The sequence below is a fragment of the Arthrobacter sp. ZGTC412 genome, from assembly GCF_002929215.1.
Lineage (GTDB): Bacteria > Actinomycetota > Actinomycetes > Actinomycetales > Micrococcaceae > Arthrobacter.
Genome location: NZ_PJII01000003.1, coordinates 265,750 through 285,774 on the forward strand (window position 1 = coordinate 265,750; position 20,025 = coordinate 285,774).

At 65.1% G+C, this 20,025-nt stretch carries 17 protein-coding genes and 1 pseudogene; 9 read left to right on the forward strand and 9 right to left on the reverse strand.

Going from position 1 to position 20,025, the window contains the following annotated elements:
• The first annotated feature begins 60 nt into the window (after nucleotides 1–60).
• A complete protein-coding gene (locus CXQ88_RS06215) occupies nucleotides 61–1,503 on the forward strand; it encodes an NCS2 family permease (protein WP_104043280.1) in 1,443 nt (480 codons plus the stop codon).
• Nucleotides 1,504–1,546: 43 nt separating this feature from the next.
• Here the strand turns inward: CXQ88_RS06215 and CXQ88_RS06220 are convergent, their stop codons facing one another.
• Nucleotides 1,547–2,851, reverse strand: a complete 1,305-nt coding sequence (locus tag CXQ88_RS06220) for a cation:proton antiporter (RefSeq protein ID WP_104043398.1) — start codon at nucleotides 2,849–2,851, stop codon at nucleotides 1,547–1,549.
• Between the two features lie 181 nt (nucleotides 2,852–3,032).
• On the opposite strand from CXQ88_RS06220, the gene hutG reads away from it, so the two are divergent.
• Nucleotides 3,033–3,986: a formimidoylglutamase gene (hutG, locus tag CXQ88_RS06225; RefSeq protein ID WP_104043281.1), complete on the forward strand. Its 954-nt coding sequence runs from the start codon at nucleotides 3,033–3,035 to the stop codon at nucleotides 3,984–3,986.
• Nucleotides 3,987–3,988: 2 nt separating this feature from the next.
• On the opposite strand, the gene CXQ88_RS06230 is transcribed toward hutG, so the two are convergent.
• Nucleotides 3,989–4,657, reverse strand: a complete 669-nt coding sequence (locus CXQ88_RS06230) for a response regulator (protein ID WP_104043282.1) — start codon at nucleotides 4,655–4,657, stop codon at nucleotides 3,989–3,991.
• Nucleotides 4,654–6,228, reverse strand: coding sequence for a sensor histidine kinase (locus CXQ88_RS06235; RefSeq protein WP_104043283.1), 1,575 nt, complete (start codon nucleotides 6,226–6,228; stop codon nucleotides 4,654–4,656). Before CXQ88_RS06235 ends, CXQ88_RS06230 begins: the two co-directional genes overlap by 4 nt.
• 266 nt (nucleotides 6,229–6,494) lie before the next feature.
• On the opposite strand from CXQ88_RS06235, the gene CXQ88_RS06240 reads away from it, so the two are divergent.
• Genes CXQ88_RS06240 through CXQ88_RS06255 form a run of 4 tightly spaced genes read left to right on the forward strand, consistent with a single transcriptional unit; the run spans nucleotide 6,495 to nucleotide 10,076 of the window.
• Nucleotides 6,495–7,505 (forward strand): Bug family tripartite tricarboxylate transporter substrate binding protein, encoded by a 1,011-nt coding sequence (locus CXQ88_RS06240; RefSeq protein WP_104043399.1) that lies wholly within the window; start codon nucleotides 6,495–6,497, stop codon nucleotides 7,503–7,505.
• Nucleotides 7,502–8,014 carry a tripartite tricarboxylate transporter TctB family protein gene (locus CXQ88_RS06245; RefSeq protein WP_104043284.1) on the forward strand — a complete coding sequence of 171 codons (513 nt, stop codon included), beginning with the start codon at nucleotides 7,502–7,504 and terminating at the stop codon, nucleotides 8,012–8,014. The genes CXQ88_RS06240 and CXQ88_RS06245 overlap by 4 nt, the downstream gene beginning before the upstream one ends.
• Nucleotides 8,014–9,687, forward strand: coding sequence for a tripartite tricarboxylate transporter permease (locus CXQ88_RS06250; RefSeq protein WP_104043285.1), 1,674 nt, complete (start codon nucleotides 8,014–8,016; stop codon nucleotides 9,685–9,687). Before CXQ88_RS06245 ends, CXQ88_RS06250 begins: the two co-directional genes overlap by 1 nt.
• Nucleotides 9,684–10,076 carry a universal stress protein gene (locus CXQ88_RS06255; RefSeq protein WP_104043286.1) on the forward strand — a complete coding sequence of 131 codons (393 nt, stop codon included), beginning with the start codon at nucleotides 9,684–9,686 and terminating at the stop codon, nucleotides 10,074–10,076. Before CXQ88_RS06250 ends, CXQ88_RS06255 begins: the two co-directional genes overlap by 4 nt.
• Here CXQ88_RS06255 and CXQ88_RS06260 read toward each other — a convergent pair.
• Nucleotides 10,073–10,936: a fumarylacetoacetate hydrolase family protein gene (locus tag CXQ88_RS06260; protein ID WP_104043287.1), complete on the reverse strand. Its 864-nt coding sequence runs from the start codon at nucleotides 10,934–10,936 to the stop codon at nucleotides 10,073–10,075. The two genes, CXQ88_RS06255 and CXQ88_RS06260, sit on opposite strands and share 4 nt — an antisense overlap.
• 224 nt (nucleotides 10,937–11,160) lie before the next feature.
• Here CXQ88_RS06260 and CXQ88_RS06265 point away from each other — a divergent pair, with 224 nt between their 5' ends.
• A complete protein-coding gene (locus tag CXQ88_RS06265; RefSeq protein ID WP_104043288.1) occupies nucleotides 11,161–11,421 on the forward strand; it encodes a hypothetical protein in 261 nt (86 codons plus the stop codon).
• 94 nt (nucleotides 11,422–11,515) lie between these two features.
• Here the strand turns inward: CXQ88_RS06265 and CXQ88_RS06270 are convergent, their stop codons facing one another.
• The 4 genes from CXQ88_RS06270 to CXQ88_RS06285 form a co-directional block, all read right to left on the reverse strand.
• Nucleotides 11,516–11,752: a hypothetical protein gene (locus tag CXQ88_RS06270; RefSeq protein ID WP_104043289.1), complete on the reverse strand. Its 237-nt coding sequence runs from the start codon at nucleotides 11,750–11,752 to the stop codon at nucleotides 11,516–11,518.
• A gap of 162 nt (nucleotides 11,753–11,914) precedes the next feature.
• The gene (gene hutH, locus CXQ88_RS06275) at nucleotides 11,915–13,507 is read right to left on the reverse strand and encodes a histidine ammonia-lyase (protein ID WP_104043290.1); all 1,593 of its coding nucleotides are present in this window, start codon (nucleotides 13,505–13,507) and stop codon (nucleotides 11,915–11,917) included.
• A 95-nt stretch (nucleotides 13,508–13,602) separates the two neighbouring features.
• Nucleotides 13,603–15,312 (reverse strand): urocanate hydratase, encoded by a 1,710-nt coding sequence (locus tag CXQ88_RS06280; protein ID WP_104043291.1) that lies wholly within the window; start codon nucleotides 15,310–15,312, stop codon nucleotides 13,603–13,605.
• Between the two features lie 205 nt (nucleotides 15,313–15,517).
• Nucleotides 15,518–16,342 carry an IclR family transcriptional regulator gene (locus tag CXQ88_RS06285; RefSeq protein WP_104043292.1) on the reverse strand — a complete coding sequence of 275 codons (825 nt, stop codon included), beginning with the start codon at nucleotides 16,340–16,342 and terminating at the stop codon, nucleotides 15,518–15,520.
• Between the two features lie 186 nt (nucleotides 16,343–16,528).
• On the opposite strand from CXQ88_RS06285, the pseudogene CXQ88_RS06290 reads away from it, so the two are divergent.
• Nucleotides 16,529–17,127: pseudogene (locus CXQ88_RS06290) on the forward strand (DinB family protein).
• Between the two features lie 119 nt (nucleotides 17,128–17,246).
• On the opposite strand, the gene CXQ88_RS06295 reads toward CXQ88_RS06290, so the two are convergent.
• Nucleotides 17,247–18,218 (reverse strand): NAD(P)-dependent alcohol dehydrogenase, encoded by a 972-nt coding sequence (locus CXQ88_RS06295; RefSeq protein WP_104043293.1) that lies wholly within the window; start codon nucleotides 18,216–18,218, stop codon nucleotides 17,247–17,249.
• Nucleotides 18,219–18,478: 260 nt separating this feature from the next.
• Here CXQ88_RS06295 and CXQ88_RS06300 point away from each other — a divergent pair, with 260 nt between their 5' ends.
• Nucleotides 18,479–19,984, forward strand: coding sequence for an amino acid permease (locus CXQ88_RS06300; protein WP_104043294.1), 1,506 nt, complete (start codon nucleotides 18,479–18,481; stop codon nucleotides 19,982–19,984).
• Nucleotides 19,985–20,025 lie beyond the last annotated feature (41 nt).

The window sequence follows — 20,025 nt, forward strand, 5'->3', positions numbered from 1 at the left end:
GTGACCCTGCCGGAGCCCCCATAGGATTCAGGTATCCCCACAGACTCCCCCGGAGGACTAATGCTTAAGCAAGGCTCTGCCCTGGACCGGTATTTCATGATCACCGAGCGCGGCTCCAATCTCTCCCGGGAGATCCGCGGCGGCTTCGCCACCTTCTTCGCCATGAGCTACATCGTGGTGCTGAACCCCTTGATCCTTTCCGTTCCGGACTCCAGCGGCAACACGCTGGGCTTCCCGGCGGTCGCCGCCGTCACGGCCTTTGTTGCCGGCATCCTCACCATCCTGATGGGGGCATGGGCCAGGCATCCCTTCGCGCTGGCCACCGGGCTGGGGGTCAACGCATTTGTGGCGGTCACCGTCGCCACCAACCCGGGCCTCACGTGGCCGGACATGATGGGCCTGGTGGTCCTGTCCGGCGTCACGATGCTGATCCTGGTGCTCACCGGCTTCCGGACCGCCGTGTTCAAGGCCGTACCCGAAGGGCTCAAGACGGCGATCGTGGTGGGCATCGGGCTGTTCATTGCCTTGATCGGCCTGGTTAACGCCGGCTTTGTCCGCCGCATACCGGACATGGCCGGCACCACTGTCCCGGTTGGACTTGGCTATGAGGGCAAGCTCCTGGGCTGGCCCACCGCGGTATTCATTTTTGGCCTGATCCTGACCATCGCCCTGGTTGTGCGCAAGGTCAAGGGTGCCATCCTGATCGGCATCATCACGTCCACAGTCATTGCCGTGATCCTGGAAATGACGCTGCACATCGGCCCCAGCGTCCAGCCAGGCAAACCCTTCAACCCGCAGGGCTGGTCCCTGGTGGCTCCGACGTTCTCCGAATGGGCTGCCCCCGATCTGTCACTAATCGGTAAGGCCAACCCGTTCGGCGCCTTCGAACACCTGGGCTTTGTGGCCGCTACGCTGCTGGCTTTCGTGATCCTGCTGAGCATCTTCTTCGACGCCATGGGCACCATGGTGGGCCTGGCGAACGAGGCGGGCACGGTGGATGAGCACGGCAACATTCCCGACGTCGACAGGGTCCTCCAGGTGGACGCGCTCGGCGCAATCGCCGGCGGCGGCGCTTCCGTCTCCTCCAACCAGATTTACGTCGAGGCCGGCGCCGGCATCGGCGAAGGCGCCCGCACCGGCGTCGCCTCGATCGTCACGGGCCTCCTGTTCCTGGTGGCCATGTTCTTCACCCCGCTGATCAACCTGGTTCCGTTCGAGGCCGTTGCCCCGGCGCTCGTGGTGGTGGGCTTCATGATGGTGTCCCAGGTGGGCAAGATCGACTGGCAGGACTGGGGCATCGCGATTCCGGCCTTCCTGACCTTCACTCTGATGCCGTTCACTTACTCCATTGCCAACGGCCTGGGAGCCGGCTTCATCGCCTTCGTGCTGATCCGCACCGTGCAGGGCCGGATCAAGGAGATCCACCCACTGATGTGGGCCGTGGCCGGCGCATTCCTGCTGTTCTTCGCGATTGGCCCGATCGAGGCTGCCATCGGCATGTAGCCAGGCCCGGGATAAACCCAGGCCTGGCCGGATTGCCGGACCGCTACACCGGCGTGTTGGGTGCCAGTCCTTCATCACCGGACACCGCGCGGGCCTTTCTCTCGCGGAGCCTGTCCAGCCGGTTCATCAGCGGTGAGGTGGTGGCGCCATGGATCACGATGGACAGCGCCACCACCAGGCCCACAAAGGCCCACAGCCACTCCGCCTCGTCCGCGAACTTGCCCTTGCCCAGGGCATAGCTGAGGTAGTACAGCGAGCCGATCCCGCGGATGCCGAAAAACGAAAGGGCGATCCGCTCGCGGGGCCCGGTTTTGCCGCCCAGCAGCCCCAGCCACCCCGCCAGCGGCCGGACCACCAGCAGGAACGCCAGGGCAACAAGCACCTCCGCCCAGCCGATGCCTTCAAGCAGCCCGCGGGCAATTGCACCGCCCAGCAGGACCAGGATCACCACGGTCAGGAGCCGCTCCAACTGCTCCACATAGGAGTGCAGCACCCGGTGGTAGCCGTGGGTGCGTTCAGCGGCGCGGATAGTCACAGCGCACACAAACACAGCGATGAACCCGTAACCCTCGATCATCTCGGTGACTCCGTAGGCCAGGAACGTGGCCGCGAGCGCAACGAACCCTTCAGAATGGTTCGACAACCGCAGGCTTTCGGCGCGGGCGGAGAAGAAAAGCCTGGCCAGCACCTTGCCCGTGAGGACGCCCAGGAGGAGCCCGATGGCGAGCCGCCACAGCACGTCCACCCCGAACCATTCCGGGAACCAGGCCAATGGGGATGACCCGGCGATGCTGATGGCGATGGCAAGGTAGACGAACGGGAAGGCCAAGCCATCGTTGAGGCCGGCTTCGGAGGTGAGCCCGAACCGCACCTCGTCCTCTTTGTTGGTGCCGTCGTCGTTGTCTGCCGGCTCACCCACCTGCACCTCGGACGCCAGGACCGGGTCCGTGGGTGCAAGGCTGGAGGCCACCAGCAGGGCGGCGCCGAGGCCCAAACCGAGGAACCACAGCCCTAGCAGGGTCAGCGCGATGATGCACAGGGGCATGGCGATCCCCAGAAGCCGCCACGTGGTGGACCAGCGTTTGCGCCCCACGGGCCGGTCCAGGGCCAACCCCGCGCCCATGAGGGAGATAATCACGCAGACTTCCGCGAGGTGCAGAACGAAGTCGCTGTTGGCTATCGGGTCGGGGTCGGGAAGGGTGGGAATCAGGGCGAACGCCCCCATCCCCGCCCCTAGGAACACCATTGGCATGGAAAAGGGCATATTTCGCAGCAGCTTGGGGAGCACTGCGGCGGTGAACACCGCAAGTCCCGCGGCCGCAAACAGGATGTTGGGAGCTTCAAACACGTTCTGTTCTCCGGCCTGGATCGTCGTTGCGCCCTGCTGGCGCGGCAAGATGGCATATCAGTCCCGGGAAGGGATTGATCCACCATAGCCCCTTCGGTTTCCCCGCGCGGATTCTTGGATGCCAGACATTACGACGGCGGCGTTGCTGGTTTTCGCCGCCGGCATGCGGTGAGCTTGGAGCATGCCTGCGTTCCTCCCTGCCGTCGACGTCCCGCCGAAGCCCTGGACGGGAAGGTTTGACGGCGATAGCGCCGAGCACCGTCGCTGGTGGCAGGCGGTAACGCCGTACGACGCTGGACTTCCAACACCGGCCGCCCGAAAGACCGCCGTCCTGCTCGGCTTCTGCAGCGACGAGGGCGTGCGGCGGAACAAGGGCCGGGCGGGAGCGGCCGCCGCTCCCGCTGCACTGCGCGCCGCCCTCGGCCCACTGGCGTTCCACCTGGACCGCCCCGTTGCCGATGCCGGGGATGTGGTGGTTTCCGGCACCGGTCTTGAGGCCGGCCAGGAGCGCACCGGCCAGGCAGTTGCGGCAATGCTCGACGGCGGGCGCCTTCCCGTAGTGCTGGGCGGCGGCCACGAAACCGCCTACGCCAGCTACTTGGGCGTAGCCGGATCTGCCGCTGTACAGGGCGGCCGGCGGCTGGGCATCCTGAACCTCGACGCCCACTTCGACCTGCGCGATGAGCCCGAAGCCAGCTCCGGCACGCCGTTCCTCCAGATGGCCCGGGCAGAAGCCGCCGCCGGCCGCGACTTCCGTTACGCCGTCGTCGGAATCTCTGAACCCAACAACACACGCGCCCTCTTCGACACCGCGCAGAAACTGGGCGTGCGGTACCTGCTGGACGAGGACTGCGGCGCGGAGCGCGTGCGGGAGTTCGTGGCAGGATTCCTGGCCGACATTGACGTCCTGTATCTGACCATCGACCTTGATGTGCTGCCGGCAGCGGTGGCGCCCGGCGTCAGTGCACCCGCAGCGTACGGCGTGCCGCTGCCAGTCATCAGCGCCGTGTGCCGGCAGGTGGCCCATTCCGGGAAGCTGCTGCACCTGGATGTCGCAGAGCTTAACCCTACGTTTGATATCGACGGCAGGACCGCAAAAGTCGCCGCGCGCCTGATAAACACGCTGATGCGCTGAATTTACTGGCCCTTGAGGACGTAGCGCCGCTCCGGACGCCCCACCCCGTACTTGAGCCGGACCTCCAGCGTTCCTTCGTCATGCAGGTATTCAAGGTACCGGCGGGCGCTGACCCGCGATGTCCCTAACTGTTCCGCCACCTCGGCAGCGGAGAGATCACCGTCGGCCGCATTGAGCGTGGCTTCCACAAGCTTGAGCGTCTCGATGCTGCACCCCTTCGGAAGTGGCCGCTCTGTCCGGTCCAGGCCGAACACCCGGTTCACGTCCGACTGCTCTGCCACGTCCTTGGCGGAATCCAGGCCCTGGTACGCGCTCCGGTAATGCTCCAGGCGTTCCTGCAGGTCCGACTGCGAAAACGGCTTGATTAGGTAGTGGACGATCCCTCCCCGCAGGGCCTTTCGAACTGTTTCCACCTCGCGGGCAGCGCTGATCACCAGCACGTCGAGCTCCGGGGCGACGTCCCGCAGCCGTTGCATAAGGTCCAGCCCATTGATGTCCGGAAGGTGGATGTCCAGCAACACCAGGTCGGGCTGCAGCCGTTCCGTTTCAAGCACGGCCTGAGCGCCGGTATGGGCTACCCCCACCACACCGAACCCGGGCGTGCGCTGGATGAACCCGGCGTGGACCTTGGCCACCATAAAGTCGTCATCGACGATCAGCACCTTGATCACTGCGTTGTACCTCTCTTGAACCGTGCGGTGAAGACCGCCCCGTTATCGTTGGCCACCGTGAGGTCACCGCCGGACCGCCGGCAGACCACCCGCGAGAGAGCCAGGCCGAAGCCACGGCCGTCCGCCGGTGCCGCTTCCTTGGTGGAGAACCCCTGCCGGAAAATATCCTCCAAAGCCTCCGCGGGGACGCCCGCGCCGGTGTCCCTGACCGTGACAGTGACGTGGTCCGGGCTGTCCTCCACCAGCACCCGGACAGCGGCGCGCGGAAGTCCGGTGACGGCGTCGAACGCGTTATCCACGAGGTTACCCACCACCGTGGTGAGGTCGCGGGACAGGTCATCGCTGACCGGACGCAAAACGGATTCGGGATCGAGCTGCAGTGCCACGCCCCGCTCGGTGGCGAGGCTGGATTTGGCGATCAGCAATGCGGCGAGCGCAGGATCGTGGATCCGGCTGGTGACTTCATCATTAAGCCTGGTGCGGTCCACGGTGGCACCGTTGACAAACTGCACCACGGAATCGTATTCGCCGATCTGGATCAGGCCGGAGATGACGTGCAACTGGTTTGCGAACTCATGGGCCTGGGCGCGCAGTGTGTCCGTAGCAGTGCGGGTGGCGCCCAGCTCACGCTCCAGCGAGGACAGCTCCGTCCTGTCCCTTAGTGTGGTCACCGAGCCGATGTCGCGGCCACGCGAACGGATGGGGACGCGGTTGGCCACCACCAGGCGCTCCCCTACCAGCACCAGCTGGTCCGGGTCCTGTTGCTCGCGGGTCAGCACTGCCTTCAGCGCGGGATCCAGGGGAAGGGAACCGAGTCTCCTGCCAACGCAGTCCGGCGGGAGTCCCAGCAGTTTCCGTGCGCTGTCATTGGCCACGGTGATCCGCTCATGCGGGTCCAGCGCCACCACACCTTCCTTCAGGCCGTGCAGCATGGCCTCCCGGTTTTCCACCAGCCCGGTGATTTCGCTGGGCTCCATGCCGAGGGTCTGTCTTTTGACTCGCCGGGACAGCAGCAGGGACCCCGCCACACCCAGGACACTCGCGACGCCGAGGTAGGTCAGGAGGTTGGGAACGGCATCGCCCAGCCGTTCAAGGGTTGAGGGGTAGTCGCGGCTGACGGAGGCGATGCCGATCATCTTTCCGGCGTCGTCAAGTACGGGCACGTGCGCGGACAGGACGGCAGTGCCGCTCCCACCCAGCACGCCGGTCCAGGCGCGCCCTTCCATCACCCTGCTGGCCCCAAGTTCCAAAGGATTACCCACCAGGCCGGGATCGTTGGCTGCGACCACAGTCAGGTCGAGTCTTGCGAGCGCCACCTGCGACGATCCGGAGACGGTGCGGACGGATTCGGCAACTGCGGGAAGGGCGGCGCCTCCGCGCGGCTGCGCATCCGGCAGCAGGGCCCGCACGGCCGGGTTGTTGCCCAGCGCTTCGGCGGCGGACAGTGCCCGGCGGCCCTCGGTCCGTTCGAACGCCGCGGCGGACTGGGCAAGGGAGATAGCCACGACTGCCACCAGGACGGCCAGGACTATCAGCAACTGCAGCACAAGGTACTGCCCGGCGAGGGACATTCCTCTTCGTCGAGTCACTGCGTGGATTCCTTTTGTTTCTGATGCCGGCACCGGACCGCGGCAGTACCGGGAACTATATCCCACCTATACCGCCGCGATCCCGGTTCGGCCAGCCATCTGGGGCGCCGGAAACGTGAACGCAATGAACTTAACTTTCTCTGCGTACACAAGAGTGATGGCCATCACCACCGGGCCTAGCATCGAAGGACAGATCAGGTTTCGCTGGTCATTCTGTAATGAATTGCATCACTGAGAAGAGGAACACCATGCGCCAGATCCGCGCACTGCGAGTCGCCGCCGTCGCCGCCGGCATCGCCCTGATGGCCACCGGCTGCGGTGCCACTGGAAAGAGCTCCACTGGTTCGGAAAGCTCCAGCGCTGCTGCCGGGCCAATCTCCGGCCTCCAGATAATGGTCCCCAACACCGCGGGTGGCGGCTACGACACCACCGCCCGCGTTGCGGCCAAGGTCCTCGAAGACGAGAAGATCGCTACGAACCCCGAAGTCTTCAACCTCGCCGGGGCAGGTGGCACGGTGGGCCTCGCCCGCATCGTCAATGAAAAGGGCAACGGCGACCTCACCATGCTGATGGGCCTGGGCGTGGTGGGCGCAAGCTACACCAACAAGTCCGAGTCCAAGCTGACGGCCACCACTCCCCTGGCCCGGCTCATCGAAGAGCCCGGCGCCATCATGGTCAGCAAGGATTCGCCCTACAAGACCATCGACGACCTGGTTACTGCTTGGAAGGCCGACCCCGGTTCCATCAGTGTTGGCGGCGGCTCCTCGCCGGGCGGCCCGGACCATCTGCTGCCGATGCAGCTGGCCGGAGCCCTGGGCATCGACGCCACCAAGGTGAACTTCGTATCCTACGACGGCGGTGGTGACCTTCTCCCCGCAATCCTGGGCAACAAGGTGGGCTTCGCCGCTTCAGGTGCGGGTGAGTACCTCAAGCAGATTGAGTCAGGCGCAGTCCGCGTCCTGGCCACCAGCGGCGAGAAGCGGCTGGAAGGCGTGGATGCTCCCACGCTCAAGGAATCCAACATCGACCTGGTGTTCACCAACTGGCGCGGCATTGTGGCACCTCCCGGCATCAGCGAAGAGGACAAGGCATCCCTGATCGCCGCCTTGGAGAAGATGCACGGCACAGCGGCCTGGAAGGAAGCCCTGAAGACCAACAGCTGGTCCGACGCCTTCAGCACCGGAGCTGAGTTCGAAAGCTTCCTTGCCGAGCAGGACAAGCGGGTGGCGGACGTCCTCACGACGCTTGGCCTGGCGTGAGCTCCTCACCAACACTGGCCTCACGGCTCAAAGGCCGCTCCGAGCTGGGGGTTGTCCTCCTGCTCGGGGCGGCCGGGGCCTTGGTCATCGCGGACGCGGCCCGCATCGTTACGCCCTACTCCCAGTCTGATCCCGTAGGGCCAAAGACACTGCCGTTCATTGTGGGCGGCCTACTGCTGGTCTGCGCTGTTTTCCTGGCCGTCAACGTACTTCGCGGCGGCCAGGGCGAGGCGGAAGGCGGCGAGGACGTGGACCTGACCCACCCTGCCGACTGGAAGACCGTCCTGCCGCTGGTGGGAGCCTTCGTCGCCAACATCCTGCTGATCGACTGGGCAGGCTGGGTGATTTCGGGAACCGTCCTGTTTTGGGGCAGCGTCTGGGCGCTGGGCGGCCGGAACTACATCCGTGACGGCCTCATCTCCGTTGCCTTGTCCCTCCTGACCTTTTATGGCTTCTACCTGGGCCTTGGCATTAACCTGCCCGCCGGGCTCCTGGAAGGGATTCTCTGATGGATGTCTTTTCCTCCCTGATGGACGGTTTTGCCACCGCCCTGACCCCCATGAACTTCATGTACGCCGTCATCGGTGTCATTTTGGGCACCGCCGTCGGCGTCCTCCCGGGCCTCGGCCCTGCCATGACCGTGGCCCTGCTGCTTCCGGTCACGTACGCGTTGGAACCCACCAGCGCGTTCATTATGTTCGCCGGCATCTACTACGGCGGCATGTACGGCGGCTCCACCACCTCCATCCTGCTTAATACGCCGGGTGAATCGTCGTCAGTGGTGACGGCGATTGAAGGCAACAAAATGGCCAAGGCGGGGCGTGCGGCACAGGCGCTCGCGACGGCGGCCATCGGCTCTTTCGTTGCCGGCACCATTGGTACGGCCCTCCTGGCAGTCTGCGCGCCGATCGTGGTGGACTTCGCCGTCAGCCTGGGTGCGCCGAGCTACTTCGCCATCATGGTCCTGGCCCTGCTGGCGGTCACGGCCGTCCTGGGCTCATCTCGGCTTCGGGGCTTCGCATCACTGGGCCTCGGTCTCGCCATCGGCCTGGTGGGCCTTGACGTGGTCACCGGCCAGGCCCGGCTCACCTTCGGCGTGCCGCTCCTGGCGGACGGCCTGGACATCGTGGTGGTAGCAGTGGCCATCTTCGCCGTCGGCGAAGCCCTCTGGGTGGCCGCGCACCTGCGCCGCAATCCCCTGCAGGTCATTCCCGTGGGACGCCCGTGGATGGGAAAACAGGACTGGAAGCGGTCGTGGAAGCCCTGGCTCCGCGGCACCGCTTACGGTTTCCCGTTCGGTGCACTCCCCGCCGGCGGCGCCGAAATTCCCACGTTCCTCTCCTACGTCACGGAAAAGCGCCTCAGCAAGCACCCCGAAGAGTTCGGCAAAGGCGCCATCGAGGGTGTGGCAGGACCCGAAGCAGCCAATAACGCTGCAGCCGCGGGCACACTGACCCCCATGCTGGCCCTCGGCCTGCCCACCAACGCCACGGCCGCGGTGATGCTGGCAGCGTTCACGCAGTACGGCATCCAGCCCGGGCCGCAACTGTTCGAAAGCGAGGGACCGCTGGTATGGGCCCTCATCGCCAGCCTCTTCATCGGCAACCTGCTGCTCCTGCTGATCAATCTGCCGCTGGCGCCGATGTGGGCGAAGCTCCTGCAAATCCCGCGCCCATACCTGTACGCCGGCATCCTGTTCTTCGCCACCTTGGGCGCCTACTCGGTGAACCTGCAGGCGTTTGACCTGGTGCTCCTGCTGACACTCGGCGCGCTGGGCTTTATGATGCGGCGTTTCGGACTTCCGGTGCTACCACTGATCCTCGGCGTAATCCTCGGCCCGCGCATCGAAAAGCAGCTCCGGCAGACGCTGCAGCTTAGTGCCGGCGACCCGGCCGGGCTCTTCAGCGAGCCGATCGCCGTCGTTATCTACATCATTGTGGGAATCATCCTGCTGTGGCCGCTGCTGTTCAAGCTGGTCCGGCGGAACCGTCCGGCTGCTGTTGTGCCCGGCAACGGCTCTGTGGCAAGCGTACCCAGGGAGGCTGGCGGCAGCGTCAGCCACGGCAGCCACCGCGCCGACAGCCCCACCGAGGCGGATGGCGACGGCGTCGACCAGGAAGCCGCCGGCACGGCTATACGGGATTCAGTAACTCACGACAAGCAGAACAAGGAGACACCATGACCATCGTGGTGGGATACGTCCCAACCCCCGAGGGCGAAGCAGCCCTCACCCAGGCCATCGCCGAAGCCAGGAAGAGCAACACAACACTGCTGGTCATCAACTCGTCCAAGGGCGACGCGCTGGTGGACAACCGCTACGCCCAGGAGCCGGAAATCCAGAGCATCGAGGACCGGCTGGCCACCCAGGGCATCCAGCACGTGATCAAGCAGCCCGTCCGTGGCCACGATGCCGCCGCCGAGGTCCTGGACGCCGCGGAGGAGCACAACGCCGAACTGATCGTGATCGGGCTGCGCCGCCGCACGCCGGTGGGCAAGCTCATCATGGGCAGCGTGTCGCAGCGCATCCTGCTCGAGGCGGACTGCCCCGTCCTGGCTGTTAAGGCCGGCTAGGCGCAAAACAGCTCCTGGCGCTGGCGGCCCAGCCCCTCTACCTCCACCTCCACGACGTCTCCAGGCTGGAGGTAGGGGAAGCGGCCACTGAGCGCCACACCCTCGGGCGTTCCGGTAAGGATCACGTCCCCGGGTTCCAGGCGCATGTACTGGCTGCAGTGGTGGACCAGGGTGGGGGCGTCGAAGATGAGCTGCGCGGTGGAGGAGTCCTGGCGCGGCTCACCGTTCACCCAGCTGCGCAGCGGGAGGTTCCCGCCGTCAACAGCGTTCGCTGGAACTAGCCAAGGCCCCAGGGGTGTGGAGCCGGGCAGGGTCTTGCCCTTGGTCCACTGGCCGGCTGCCCCGGGGATCTGGTATTCCCGCTCGGAGAAGTCATTGGCGGTGACGTAGCCCGCGATGCAGTCCTCGGCCTCGTCAACTGACCGGAGGTAGCTCGCTTCCCTGCCGATCACGACGCCGAGCTCCACCTCCCAGTCATATTTGCTGGAGTGCGGCGGAAGCGGGGCGGGGTCGTAAGGTCCCGTCACGGTGTTGGTCGGTTTGAGGAACACCACGGGAATCTCAGGCGGCGCGGAGCCTGACTCGGCCGCGTGGGCGGCGTAGTTCATGCCGATACCTACCACTGCTCCGGGGCGGACCAACGGAGCGCCGACGCGGAGGGCCGACGCTTCCGGAAGGATTGGCAGGGTACCTGCCTCCAGCGCCGCCCGAACCTTGCCCAACCCTCCCGCTGCAAGGAAGGCGCCGTCCACGTCCCGGGTCAGTGGCAGCAAGCTGAAGTACTGTTCGGCTCCGTCTTCGGATGACGTGAGGACCGCGGGCTGTTCCTTGCCGTTGTCCCCCAGGCGCATGATCTTCATACAGGATTTCCTTCTTTTTGAAGTCCGACTCTTGATGGGTTACCACCATCGTGGCGGAGGCGGCAGCGCTTACGCCACCGCACCGTTTGTGACTGTGCTGCTTTCCGGAAGGCAGGCTCCGCGTGCGCCATTCCCTGCCCTCCATTGGGCAGTCATCTGACATTAGGCAGGGCACCCGGTAGACTTGGTAGGCCCTGGGGGACAAACCACAGAAAGTTCAGTACATGTCTACAGCCACTCTGGAACGCGTTCCGGCCTCTTTCGTCTCCACGAAAGAGCCGCTGAGCCAGACCATCGACCTGGAGTTTTCCACTGCAGGCGCAATGCACGCTGGCCTGGAAGAGGCAGTCGCTGAGCTGATCGAGGTAGCTGCCAAGGACGCCGCATGCGGCATCCTTGTCACCCGGCTCCGTCCGGGACGCTACACGGTAGCGCTGGATGAATCAGTGCCTTTCGGTGAGACCTACGAGGCCATCGCCGCCTGACAGTTTGCGACGGATGCCTCTCCGCGCACAAACAAAAGTCCCCGCCCCTGCGTCGAGCAGTGGCGGGGACTTTTGTTTGCGGTTGCTGAGACTGTCAGCCGCGGCGTACCTGCACGCCGTCGGACTTCAAAAAGAGCTCCTTCTCGGACGGACCAGCCGGCACGAGCCACAGAACGTTCCCGCTCTGGGATACTTCTTCCACCTCCCCGGTGGCTACCACGTGCGCCTGCTTGATGATCTCGACGCGTTCCCCGGCCTGAAGAGTCCTCCAGTCGGAAACCGCGGCGGAATGGGCACTGCGCCTCGATAAGACTGCCCCACGTGCTTTCATTTGAACTTCTACCCCTTTGTATGCGTTCCGCGCCACAGCCTCTTTGATGTGACTTTTACTACACCTTCAGTTCTACTACACTCCTCGTCCCCCCGATGACCGTGTCGTCGTAAATTTCACCAGGCGGACGCTCTGTACTTCTGTGCTGAAGATTCTTCGTTTTCAGACGAGCGGACCAACCGCAGATTCGGCTGCCCGGCGCACCTCCCCTGCTTTGACGAGCCGGTCCGCCGCTTCAAGTTCCGGGGAAAGGTAGCGGTCCGTTCCCGGCCCGTCCACCACCCCTCGCAGGGCAGCTACGACGGCGGTGCCCGCCGGTCCCGGTGTCAGCACTCCACCGGAGAGTTGCGTGCGGATGTCCAGGGCACGGGCCGACGTCACCAGCTCGATCGCCAGCACCCGCCGCAGGTTCTCCACCGCTTTCCGCAGCTTGCGGGCGGCGTGCCAGCCCATGGAGACGTGGTCTTCCTGCATGGCCGAACTCGGAATGGAGTCCACGGAGGCAGGGACAGCCAGCCGTTTATTGTCCGAGACCAGCCCCGCCTGGGTGTACTGGGCAATCATGAGCCCGGAGTCCACGCCCGGGTCAGCAGCGAGGAAGGCAGGCAGGCCGTGGGAGCGGGCGGGATCCAGCATCCTGTCCGTACGCCGCTCTGCGATGGAGCTCAGGTCCGCAACGGCGATGGCCAGGAAGTCCAGGACGTAGGCCACCGGGGCGCCATGGAAGTTGCCGTTGGAGCTGACCCGGCCGTCGGGCAGGACCACCGGGTTGTCGATCGCCGCGGCCAGCTCGCGGGAAGCCACCAGGGCTGCATGGTCCAGTGTGTCGCGGACGGCACCGGCTACCTGCGGGGCGCAGCGGAGCGAGTAGGCATCCTGCACGCGGGAGTCCCCCACTTTGTGGGATGCCACGATCGGTGAATCTGACAGCACGCGCAGCATGTTGTCAGCGCTTGCCGCCTGCCCCGGGTGAGGACGCAGCGCAGCGTGAAGCTCCGGCAGGAACACCTGGTCGGTGCCCAGCAGGGCCTCGACGCTCAGCGCGGCGGTGATGTCCGCCGTCGTCAGCAACTGGCGAAGGTCCGCAATAGCCATGAGGAGCATGCCCAGCATGCCCTCGGTGCCGTTGACCAGTGCCAGGCCCTCCTTCTCGGCGAGCGTGACCGGCTCGATGCCCTGCTGGGCCAAGAGTTCCGCGACGGCGGGGCGGCCGGCTGTGCCGTAGAGCTCGCCGTCGGGCCCGGCCGCTTCGCCCTCGCCCATCAGGACCAGGGCGCAGTGGGACAGCGGGGCGAGGTCACCGGAGCAGCCCAGCGAACCGAACTCGCGCACCAGCGGGGTGATGCCGGCATTGAGCACGTCCACCATGGTCTGCAGGACCACAGGGCGGACGCCGGTGCGGCCAGAGGCGAGGGTCTTGGCGCGCAGGAACATGATGCCCCGCACCACTTCGCGTTCCACGGCCGGGCCCATCCCGGCGGCATGGCTGCGGATCAGGCTCTTCTGCAGCTGGGTGCGCAGCTCGTTGGGGATGTGGCGGTTGGCCAGGGCGCCGAAGCCGGTGGAGATACCGTAGGCCGGAACGTCGCTGGCGGCGAGGTCGTCAATGTGGGCGCGGACCTTCGCTACCGTCTCGAGGGCTTCCGGCGAGATTGTCACCTTGGCGTTGTGGCGCGCGACGGCCACGACATCCTCGGGCGTAACGCCGCTGGAGCCGAGGGTGACGGTCAGCGGTTCGTGGGTTGTGATGGTCATGGTCACTTCTTTTCTAGGGCTGGTGGGGAATCGATTGCTCCGTAGGTGCACTTTTCGGGACTGAAAACGGCCGTTATGGAGCAATCGATGAGTGCTTAGCGGGTCTTGGGTGCGTTCTCTTGCATCGGGATGCGGACGCCGCGTTCCTTGGCGACGTCGAGCGCGCGGTCGTAGCCGGCGTCGGCGTGCCGGATGACGCCCATTCCGGGATCGTTGGTGAGGAGGCGTTCCAGTTTCTGGGCGGCGAGGTCGGTGCCGTCGGCCACCGAGACCTGGCCGGCGTGGATGGAGCGGCCGATGCCGACGCCGCCGCCGTGGTGCAGGGATACCCAGGTAGCACCCGAGGCGGTGTTGAGCAAGGCATTGAGCATCGGCCAGTCGGCGATGGCGTCGGAGCCGTCCGCCATGGCCTCGGTCTCACGGTACGGGGAGGCGACGGAGCCGGAGTCCAGGTGGTCGCGGCCGATGACGATCGGTGCCTTGACTTTGCCTTCCTTGACGAGCTGGTTGAACAGCAGGCCTGCCTTGGCGCGTTCGCCGTAGCCGAGCCAGCAGATGCGGGCGGGCAGTCCTTCGAACTCTACGCGTTCACCGGCGGCGTCGATCCAGCGGTGCAGGTGCTTGTTGTCCGGGAAGAGCTCCTTGATGGCCTGGTCCGTAACGGCGATGTCCTCGGGATCGCCGGAGAGCGCTACCCAGCGGAACGGGCCCATGCCCTCGCAGAACAACGGGCGGATGTAGGCCGGGACGAAGCCGGGGAATTCGAACGCCCGGGTGTAGCCGCCCTTCCGGGCTTCGTCCCGGATGGAGTTGCCGTAGTCGAAGACCTCGGCGCCAACGTCCTGGAATTCGACCATCGCCTGAACGTGGCGGGCCATGGAGGCCTGGGCCTTTTTGGTGAAGCCTTCGGGGTCTGCTTCGGCTTCGCGGTGCCACTCTTCCACAGCAATGCCCTCGGGCAGGTAGGAGAGCGGATCGTGGGCGGAGGTCTGGTCGGTGACGATGTCCACCGTCAGCTCGCCGGCTTTGTGCCGGCGCAGGATTTCGGGGAACACCTCGGCAGCGTTGCCCACGTAGCCTACGGACCACCCTCGGCGCTCTTCCTTGGCCTTCATTACCTTGGCGATGGCGGCGTCGAGGTCGGTTTCCACTTCGTCGAGGTAGCGCTTGCCGGCGCGGCGGCGCAGGCGGGTCTCGTCGACGTCGACGATCAGGCAGGCGCCGTCGTTCAGCGTGACGGCAAGCGGCTGGGCGCCGCCCATGCCACCGCAGCCGCCGGTGAGGGTAAGCGTGCCGGCGAGAGTGCCGTTTTCGTCACCGGTCAGTTTGCGGGCGATCGCGGCGAACGTCTCGAAGGTTCCCTGCAGGATGCCCTGCGTGCCGATGTAGATCCAGGAACCGGCGGTCATCTGGCCGTACATCATCAGTCCCTCGGCTTCGAGCCGGCGGAATTCAGGCCAGGTGGCCCAGTCGCCCACGAGGTTTGAGTTGGCCAGCAGGACCCGGGGTGCCCACTCGTTGGTGCGGAACACACCTACCGGCTTGCCGGACTGGACCAGGAGGGTTTCGTCCTTTTCCATGGTTTCCAGGGTGCGGGTGATGGCGTCGAACGCTGCCCACGAGCGGACGGCCCGGCCGGTGCCGCCGTAGACCACCAGGTCATCAGGGCGTTCGGCCACCTCGGGGTCCAGGTTGTTCATGAGCATGCGCAGTGGGGCTTCCGTCTGCCAGGACTTGGCGGTGAGCTCAGTGCCGCGGGCTGCTTTGACCGGGCGGGCACCGGTGGTGAAATCGGCGGGTGCCATGATGGCTCCTTTTCTTGTTGCGTCTGTGGTGTGAAAGAGGTTCTGTATCAACTAAAGCCTTTTGCGGTCGGGCTTCACAGGGCTTTCAGGAGGGTGCTGTCCGGGATGCCAGACGCTTTACCTGCCCCGGTTGCGCCATCACTTTTGGTCGCCAAAGGCCTCGTTTGGGGACCCTAAGTGATAGGGCATATGAGGGGTGAGGCTGCTACTTTCCCGGGCGTCCGTGGAGCCGGGCCGACAGTTCGTCGGCCGCCTTTTGGACGCGGCCGGCCAGCACCGGCCATTCCTGGGCGGGCAATTTGTCCTCGAGGAACGTAACGGCGACTGCCGCCGTCGGCCATCCTGTGTGATCTGTTACGGCGGCGGCAATGGAGCCGAAGCCCGGGGTGACTTCCCCGTGCTCAGTGGCGTAGCCGCGCTGCCTCACCTGGTCGAGATGGGAGGACAGCGCTGAGTACTTCATGATGGCGCCTTCCACCTCATGCCGGGCGGTAAAGGCGGCGGCGTTCGGGTACAGCGCCCGAACCTGCGACTTGGGCAGGGCTGCAAGGATAGCCCGCCCGCTGGCGGTGAGGTGGCTTGGGAGGCGAACGCCGACATCGGTCACCAGCGACGGACGGTTTTTCGCCCGCTCCTCCACGATGTAGAGCACATCCCGTCCGTGGAGCACTGCGAGGTGCGCGCTCTCCCCGAGTACATCCACCAAGGAGGCGAGCAGTGGCCGGCCCAGCCGGGACAAAGGTTCCTGCCGCGAATAGGCGGAGCTAAGTTCGAAGGCGCTGATGCCCAGCCCGTACCGCTGCTCCTCATGGAGATGGAGCACAAAACCGTTTGCCTCCATTACGCCCAGCAGGTGGTAAACACTGGACCGGGGCAACCCGAGGGAGGAGGCAATTTGCGACGCCGCCATTGGCCCCCGCCGGGAGGCCAGCAGTTTGAGGATGCGCAGGGTGTTCTCGGCAGCGGGCACCTTCGATGTCACCTTTGTGATGCTTCTTGGTTCGCTGCCGGCCTGCGGCCTCGCTTCCATAGCCAACACCGGGTCCTCCTTAGTTACCGTCTCGATACCCCGGCACTATCCGGGATCCCGTACTTAAGCTTGCGCTTTCGCTGACCGCCTGAGGCACACCAAAACGCCCTGCCTGTCTCTAATACGAGACAGGTCAAGGACATGGCAGAACGTCTTGGCGTCCCAGCCGTTGGATAGAGTCCCGTTATGGACGAAAAAGAGACACTTCATCACTATCTGCGGGTCAGGCGCGACAACCTCCTGGCCAAGCTGGATGGCCTGAGTGAGTACGACGTCCGCCGGCCCCTCACGCCCACCGGCACCAATTTGCTCGGCTTGGTCAAGCATGTGGCGAGCGTGGAGCTTGGCTACTTCGGCGAGGTCTTCGGTCGTCCCAGCGGGCGGCACCTCCCGTGGCAGGACGACGACGCAAGTCCCGACGCAGATATGTGGGCGACGGCTGACGAGTCCCGCGAGGACATCATCGACCTGCACCACTTCGCAGCTGACCACAGCGACGCAACCATCGAGGCCCTGCCTGTGGCGCTGCTGGCAGCGTTCCATGGTGGCCGGAGGAGCGGCGTAACGTCACCCTGCACCAGATCCTGGTCCACATGGTGGCCGAGCGTGCCCACCACCTGGGCCACGCCGACATCCTGCGCGAACTGATTGACGGGGCCGCTGGGCAACGCCCTGGGGATCCCAACCTGACCCAGCGCAGCCCCAAAGAATGGGCGGCGCACCGTGCCGCCATCGAAGCTGTGGCCCGTGCTGCTGCAGCCACCCCGCGGGCACCACGGCGCTAAAAATAGGGGCCTTGGGTGCGGCTCCTTGGAAAGGATATTAACGCACTTTTCGAGCCCCTCCTCGCGACCCTGCAGGCCGGACCGCAGGCGGTCGAATACCACCGCTCCGCGGCTCCCGCTCAGACTGAAACCACTACCTTGCCGCGCGCCTGCCCCTCGTGCAGGTAAGTGACGGCGGCGGGTGCCTCAGAAAGGGGAAAGACCTTGTCCACGGCGGGTTTCACACTGCCCGCTTCCAACAGAACCGTCAGGGCTTCGAGATCCAGATGTGTTTCCTTGGCGACAAGCCCCTTGAACTTTTGGCCGGAGAAAAGCGAAGCGAACGGCGCACCCAGTGACCGCTCAAACCCGCCTGTCAGTTTGCCGCCCATCTCGCCTCCGATAAGAACCAGGGTGCCTTTTGGCGCAAGCACACGCCGCAGGACGGACAGCGGCCGGTTGCCGGCGGTGTCGAGGATGACGTCGTACAGCACACCGCCGCCCGCAAGATCGGACTTCGTGTAATCAATAACTGCATCCGCACCCAGGGACCGCACGAGCTCCGCCTTGCCGGTACTGCAGACTCCTGTGACCTCTGCGCCAAAAGCTTTGGCCAGTTGAACTGCAAAGGAGCCAACTCCCCCGCCCGCTCCGATGATGAGCACCTTCTGGCCCACGGTGAGCTCACCGGCGTCCCGGACAGCCTGAAGGGCGGTGACAGCGCTAATGGGTGCCGCGGCCGCTTCCTCGAAGGAGAGGTTGGCGGGCTTCCGCGCCACCTTGTCCTCCTTCGCGCAGACATACTCCGCGAAGGACCCATCGCAAGTGCCGTACACCTCATCACCAGCAGCGAAGCGGGTTACGCCGCCTCCCACAGCCTCCACAACGCCGGCCACCTCCCTGCCCCGCACAGGAACCTTGGGCTTCTTCAGGCCGTACCCGAAAAGCCGGACCAGATACGGCAGCCCGGTCATCAGGTGCCACACGCCCTGGTCGACGCCGGCTGCCCGCACCCGGATCAGCACTTCGCCGGCACCGGGGACCGGCCGCTCGATGTCCCGCACCTCGAGCACGTCTGCTGACCCATAGACGTCCTGCACGATCGCTTTCATACTCGATCTCCTTTGGGCTGCGGGTATCGGGATAGTCCTCGAGCAGTTCTGCCCCCGCCCTTCGCCGGACTCAACAGCAGGCCCTTCAAAGTAAGGAAAAGCCAGCATTGAGTCAAGGGTTGTACAACCCCGAGCCGGAAAGCAGAAGCAGCACTCCGTCTGGAATCAAAGACACCAACACCCCGTGAGACTCATCACGTCGCTTCCGAAAGTGGTCTGCTGGTTAGCGGCTCCCCTCCCAAAGACGAGAAGGTATTTGTATGCAACGAGCACCAAGCCCTGCCAGGAGCGAAAGTCCGGCCGGGAGACAAACCGCCACTGCCGCCGTCGGAAGCGTCCTTAACCGGGGACTGAACGTACGCCACATCCGCTTCATGGCCCTCGGTTCGGCGATCGGCACCGGCCTCTTTTACGGGTCGGCCTCAGCAATCCAAAAGGCCGGGCCGGCTGTATTGCTGGCGTACATCATCGGTGGCGCGGCAGTGTTTATGGTGATGCGGGCGCTGGGCGAGATGGCCGTGCGGCACCCGGTGTCCGGCTCCTTCGGCCAGTACGCGAGCCGCTACCTGGGCCCGTTGGCAGGTTTTGTCACCGGCTGGACCTACGTCTTCGAAATGGCGATTGTGGCCATCGCGGATGTCACGGCGTTCAGCATCTACATGGGCTTCTGGTTCCCGCAGGTGGAGCGCTGGGTCTGGATCCTGGCCATTATCTTCTTCCTGGCCGCGCTGAACCTCCTCAGCGTCAAGGTCTTCGGTGAGCTGGAGTTCTGGTTCTCGCTGATCAAGGTCGTGGCCATTATCGCCATGATCGCCGGCGGCGCAGCAATCGTTGCGTTCGGCTTCCAGACGGGTGGCTCAACCGTTGCGCCGGGCCTCGGAAACCTCGTGGACCATGGCGGCTTCTTCCCGTTTGGCTTTGAAGGGCTGCTGGCATCCTTCGCGGTGGTGATGTTCGCCTTCGGTGGGATCGAGACTCTCGGCATCACGGCGGGCGAGGCCGCAAACCCGAAAAAGGTCATCCCCAAAGCGGTCAATACCGTCCCGGTGCGTGTCCTGCTGTTCTACGTCCTGACACTGGGTGTACTCATGAGCCTCTTCCCGTGGGACGAAATCGGCAGCAACGGCAGCCCGTTCGTGCAGATATTTAGCGGACTGGGCATCCCCGCCGCACCGCACATCCTGAACGCCGTGGTCATCACGGCGGCACTCTCCGCAATCAACAGCGACATCTTCGGCGCGGGCCGCATCCTCTTCGGGCTCTCCCGGCAGGGCCACGCACCCGCGGCCTTCGGCAAGGTATCCAGGCACGGTGTCCCCTGGATGACAGTGGTGATGATGGCCGGAATCCTCCTTGTGGGCGTGGTCCTGAACGCCGTGATTCCCGAAAACGTCTTCGTCCTCATCGCCTCGATAGCCACGTTCGCGACCGTCTGGGTGTGGGTGATGATCCTTGCCTCCCATGTGGCGATGAAGCGGGAGATTGCACGAACCGGCCTGCCGGCGTCGGAATTCCCATCGCCCTTGTGGCCTGCCGCTTCGCTGCTCACCATTGCCTTTATGGCACTGGTCATCGCCGTCCTGGGCGCCTTCGAAGACACAAGGATCGCGCTTTACGTGGGCGGGGCCTGGCTGGCGCTCCTGGTCCTTGCCTACCGGTTGTGGGTCAAGGGTGACGGACGACGGCGGGCCGACCTTGTGGACGAGACCTCGCAGCTGCCGGTGGTCACCGAAGCCCGGGTCGCCGAAGCCCGCAGGAGCCAGTAAGCAGGATCAGGGGCTCAACCAGCGCCTCCCGAAGTTAAGAT

Bases quoted from the DNA above. Each gene is read 5' to 3' on its own strand.
- CXQ88_RS06215 (WP_104043280.1), top strand. From the start codon at position 61: ATGCTTAAGCAAGGCTCTGCCCTGGACCGGTATTTCATGATCACCGAG.
- hutG (WP_104043281.1), top strand. From the start codon at position 3,033: ATGCCTGCGTTCCTCCCTGCCGTCGACGTCCCGCCGAAGCCCTGGACG.
- CXQ88_RS06235 (WP_104043283.1), bottom strand. From the start codon at position 6,228: ATGTCCCTCGCCGGGCAGTACCTTGTGCTGCAGTTGCTGATAGTCCTG.
- CXQ88_RS06240 (WP_104043399.1), top strand. From the start codon at position 6,495: ATGCGCCAGATCCGCGCACTGCGAGTCGCCGCCGTCGCCGCCGGCATC.
- CXQ88_RS06250 (WP_104043285.1), top strand. From the start codon at position 8,014: ATGGATGTCTTTTCCTCCCTGATGGACGGTTTTGCCACCGCCCTGACC.
- CXQ88_RS06255 (WP_104043286.1), top strand. From the start codon at position 9,684: ATGACCATCGTGGTGGGATACGTCCCAACCCCCGAGGGCGAAGCAGCC.
- CXQ88_RS06260 (WP_104043287.1), bottom strand. From the start codon at position 10,936: ATGAAGATCATGCGCCTGGGGGACAACGGCAAGGAACAGCCCGCGGTC.
- CXQ88_RS06265 (WP_104043288.1), top strand. From the start codon at position 11,161: ATGTCTACAGCCACTCTGGAACGCGTTCCGGCCTCTTTCGTCTCCACG.
- CXQ88_RS06270 (WP_104043289.1), bottom strand. From the start codon at position 11,752: ATGAAAGCACGTGGGGCAGTCTTATCGAGGCGCAGTGCCCATTCCGCC.
- hutH (WP_104043290.1), bottom strand. From the start codon at position 13,507: ATGACCATCACAACCCACGAACCGCTGACCGTCACCCTCGGCTCCAGC.
- CXQ88_RS06280 (WP_104043291.1), bottom strand. From the start codon at position 15,312: ATGGCACCCGCCGATTTCACCACCGGTGCCCGCCCGGTCAAAGCAGCC.
- CXQ88_RS06285 (WP_104043292.1), bottom strand. From the start codon at position 16,342: ATGGAAGCGAGGCCGCAGGCCGGCAGCGAACCAAGAAGCATCACAAAG.
- CXQ88_RS06295 (WP_104043293.1), bottom strand. From the start codon at position 18,218: ATGAAAGCGATCGTGCAGGACGTCTATGGGTCAGCAGACGTGCTCGAG.
- CXQ88_RS06300 (WP_104043294.1), top strand. From the start codon at position 18,479: ATGCAACGAGCACCAAGCCCTGCCAGGAGCGAAAGTCCGGCCGGGAGA.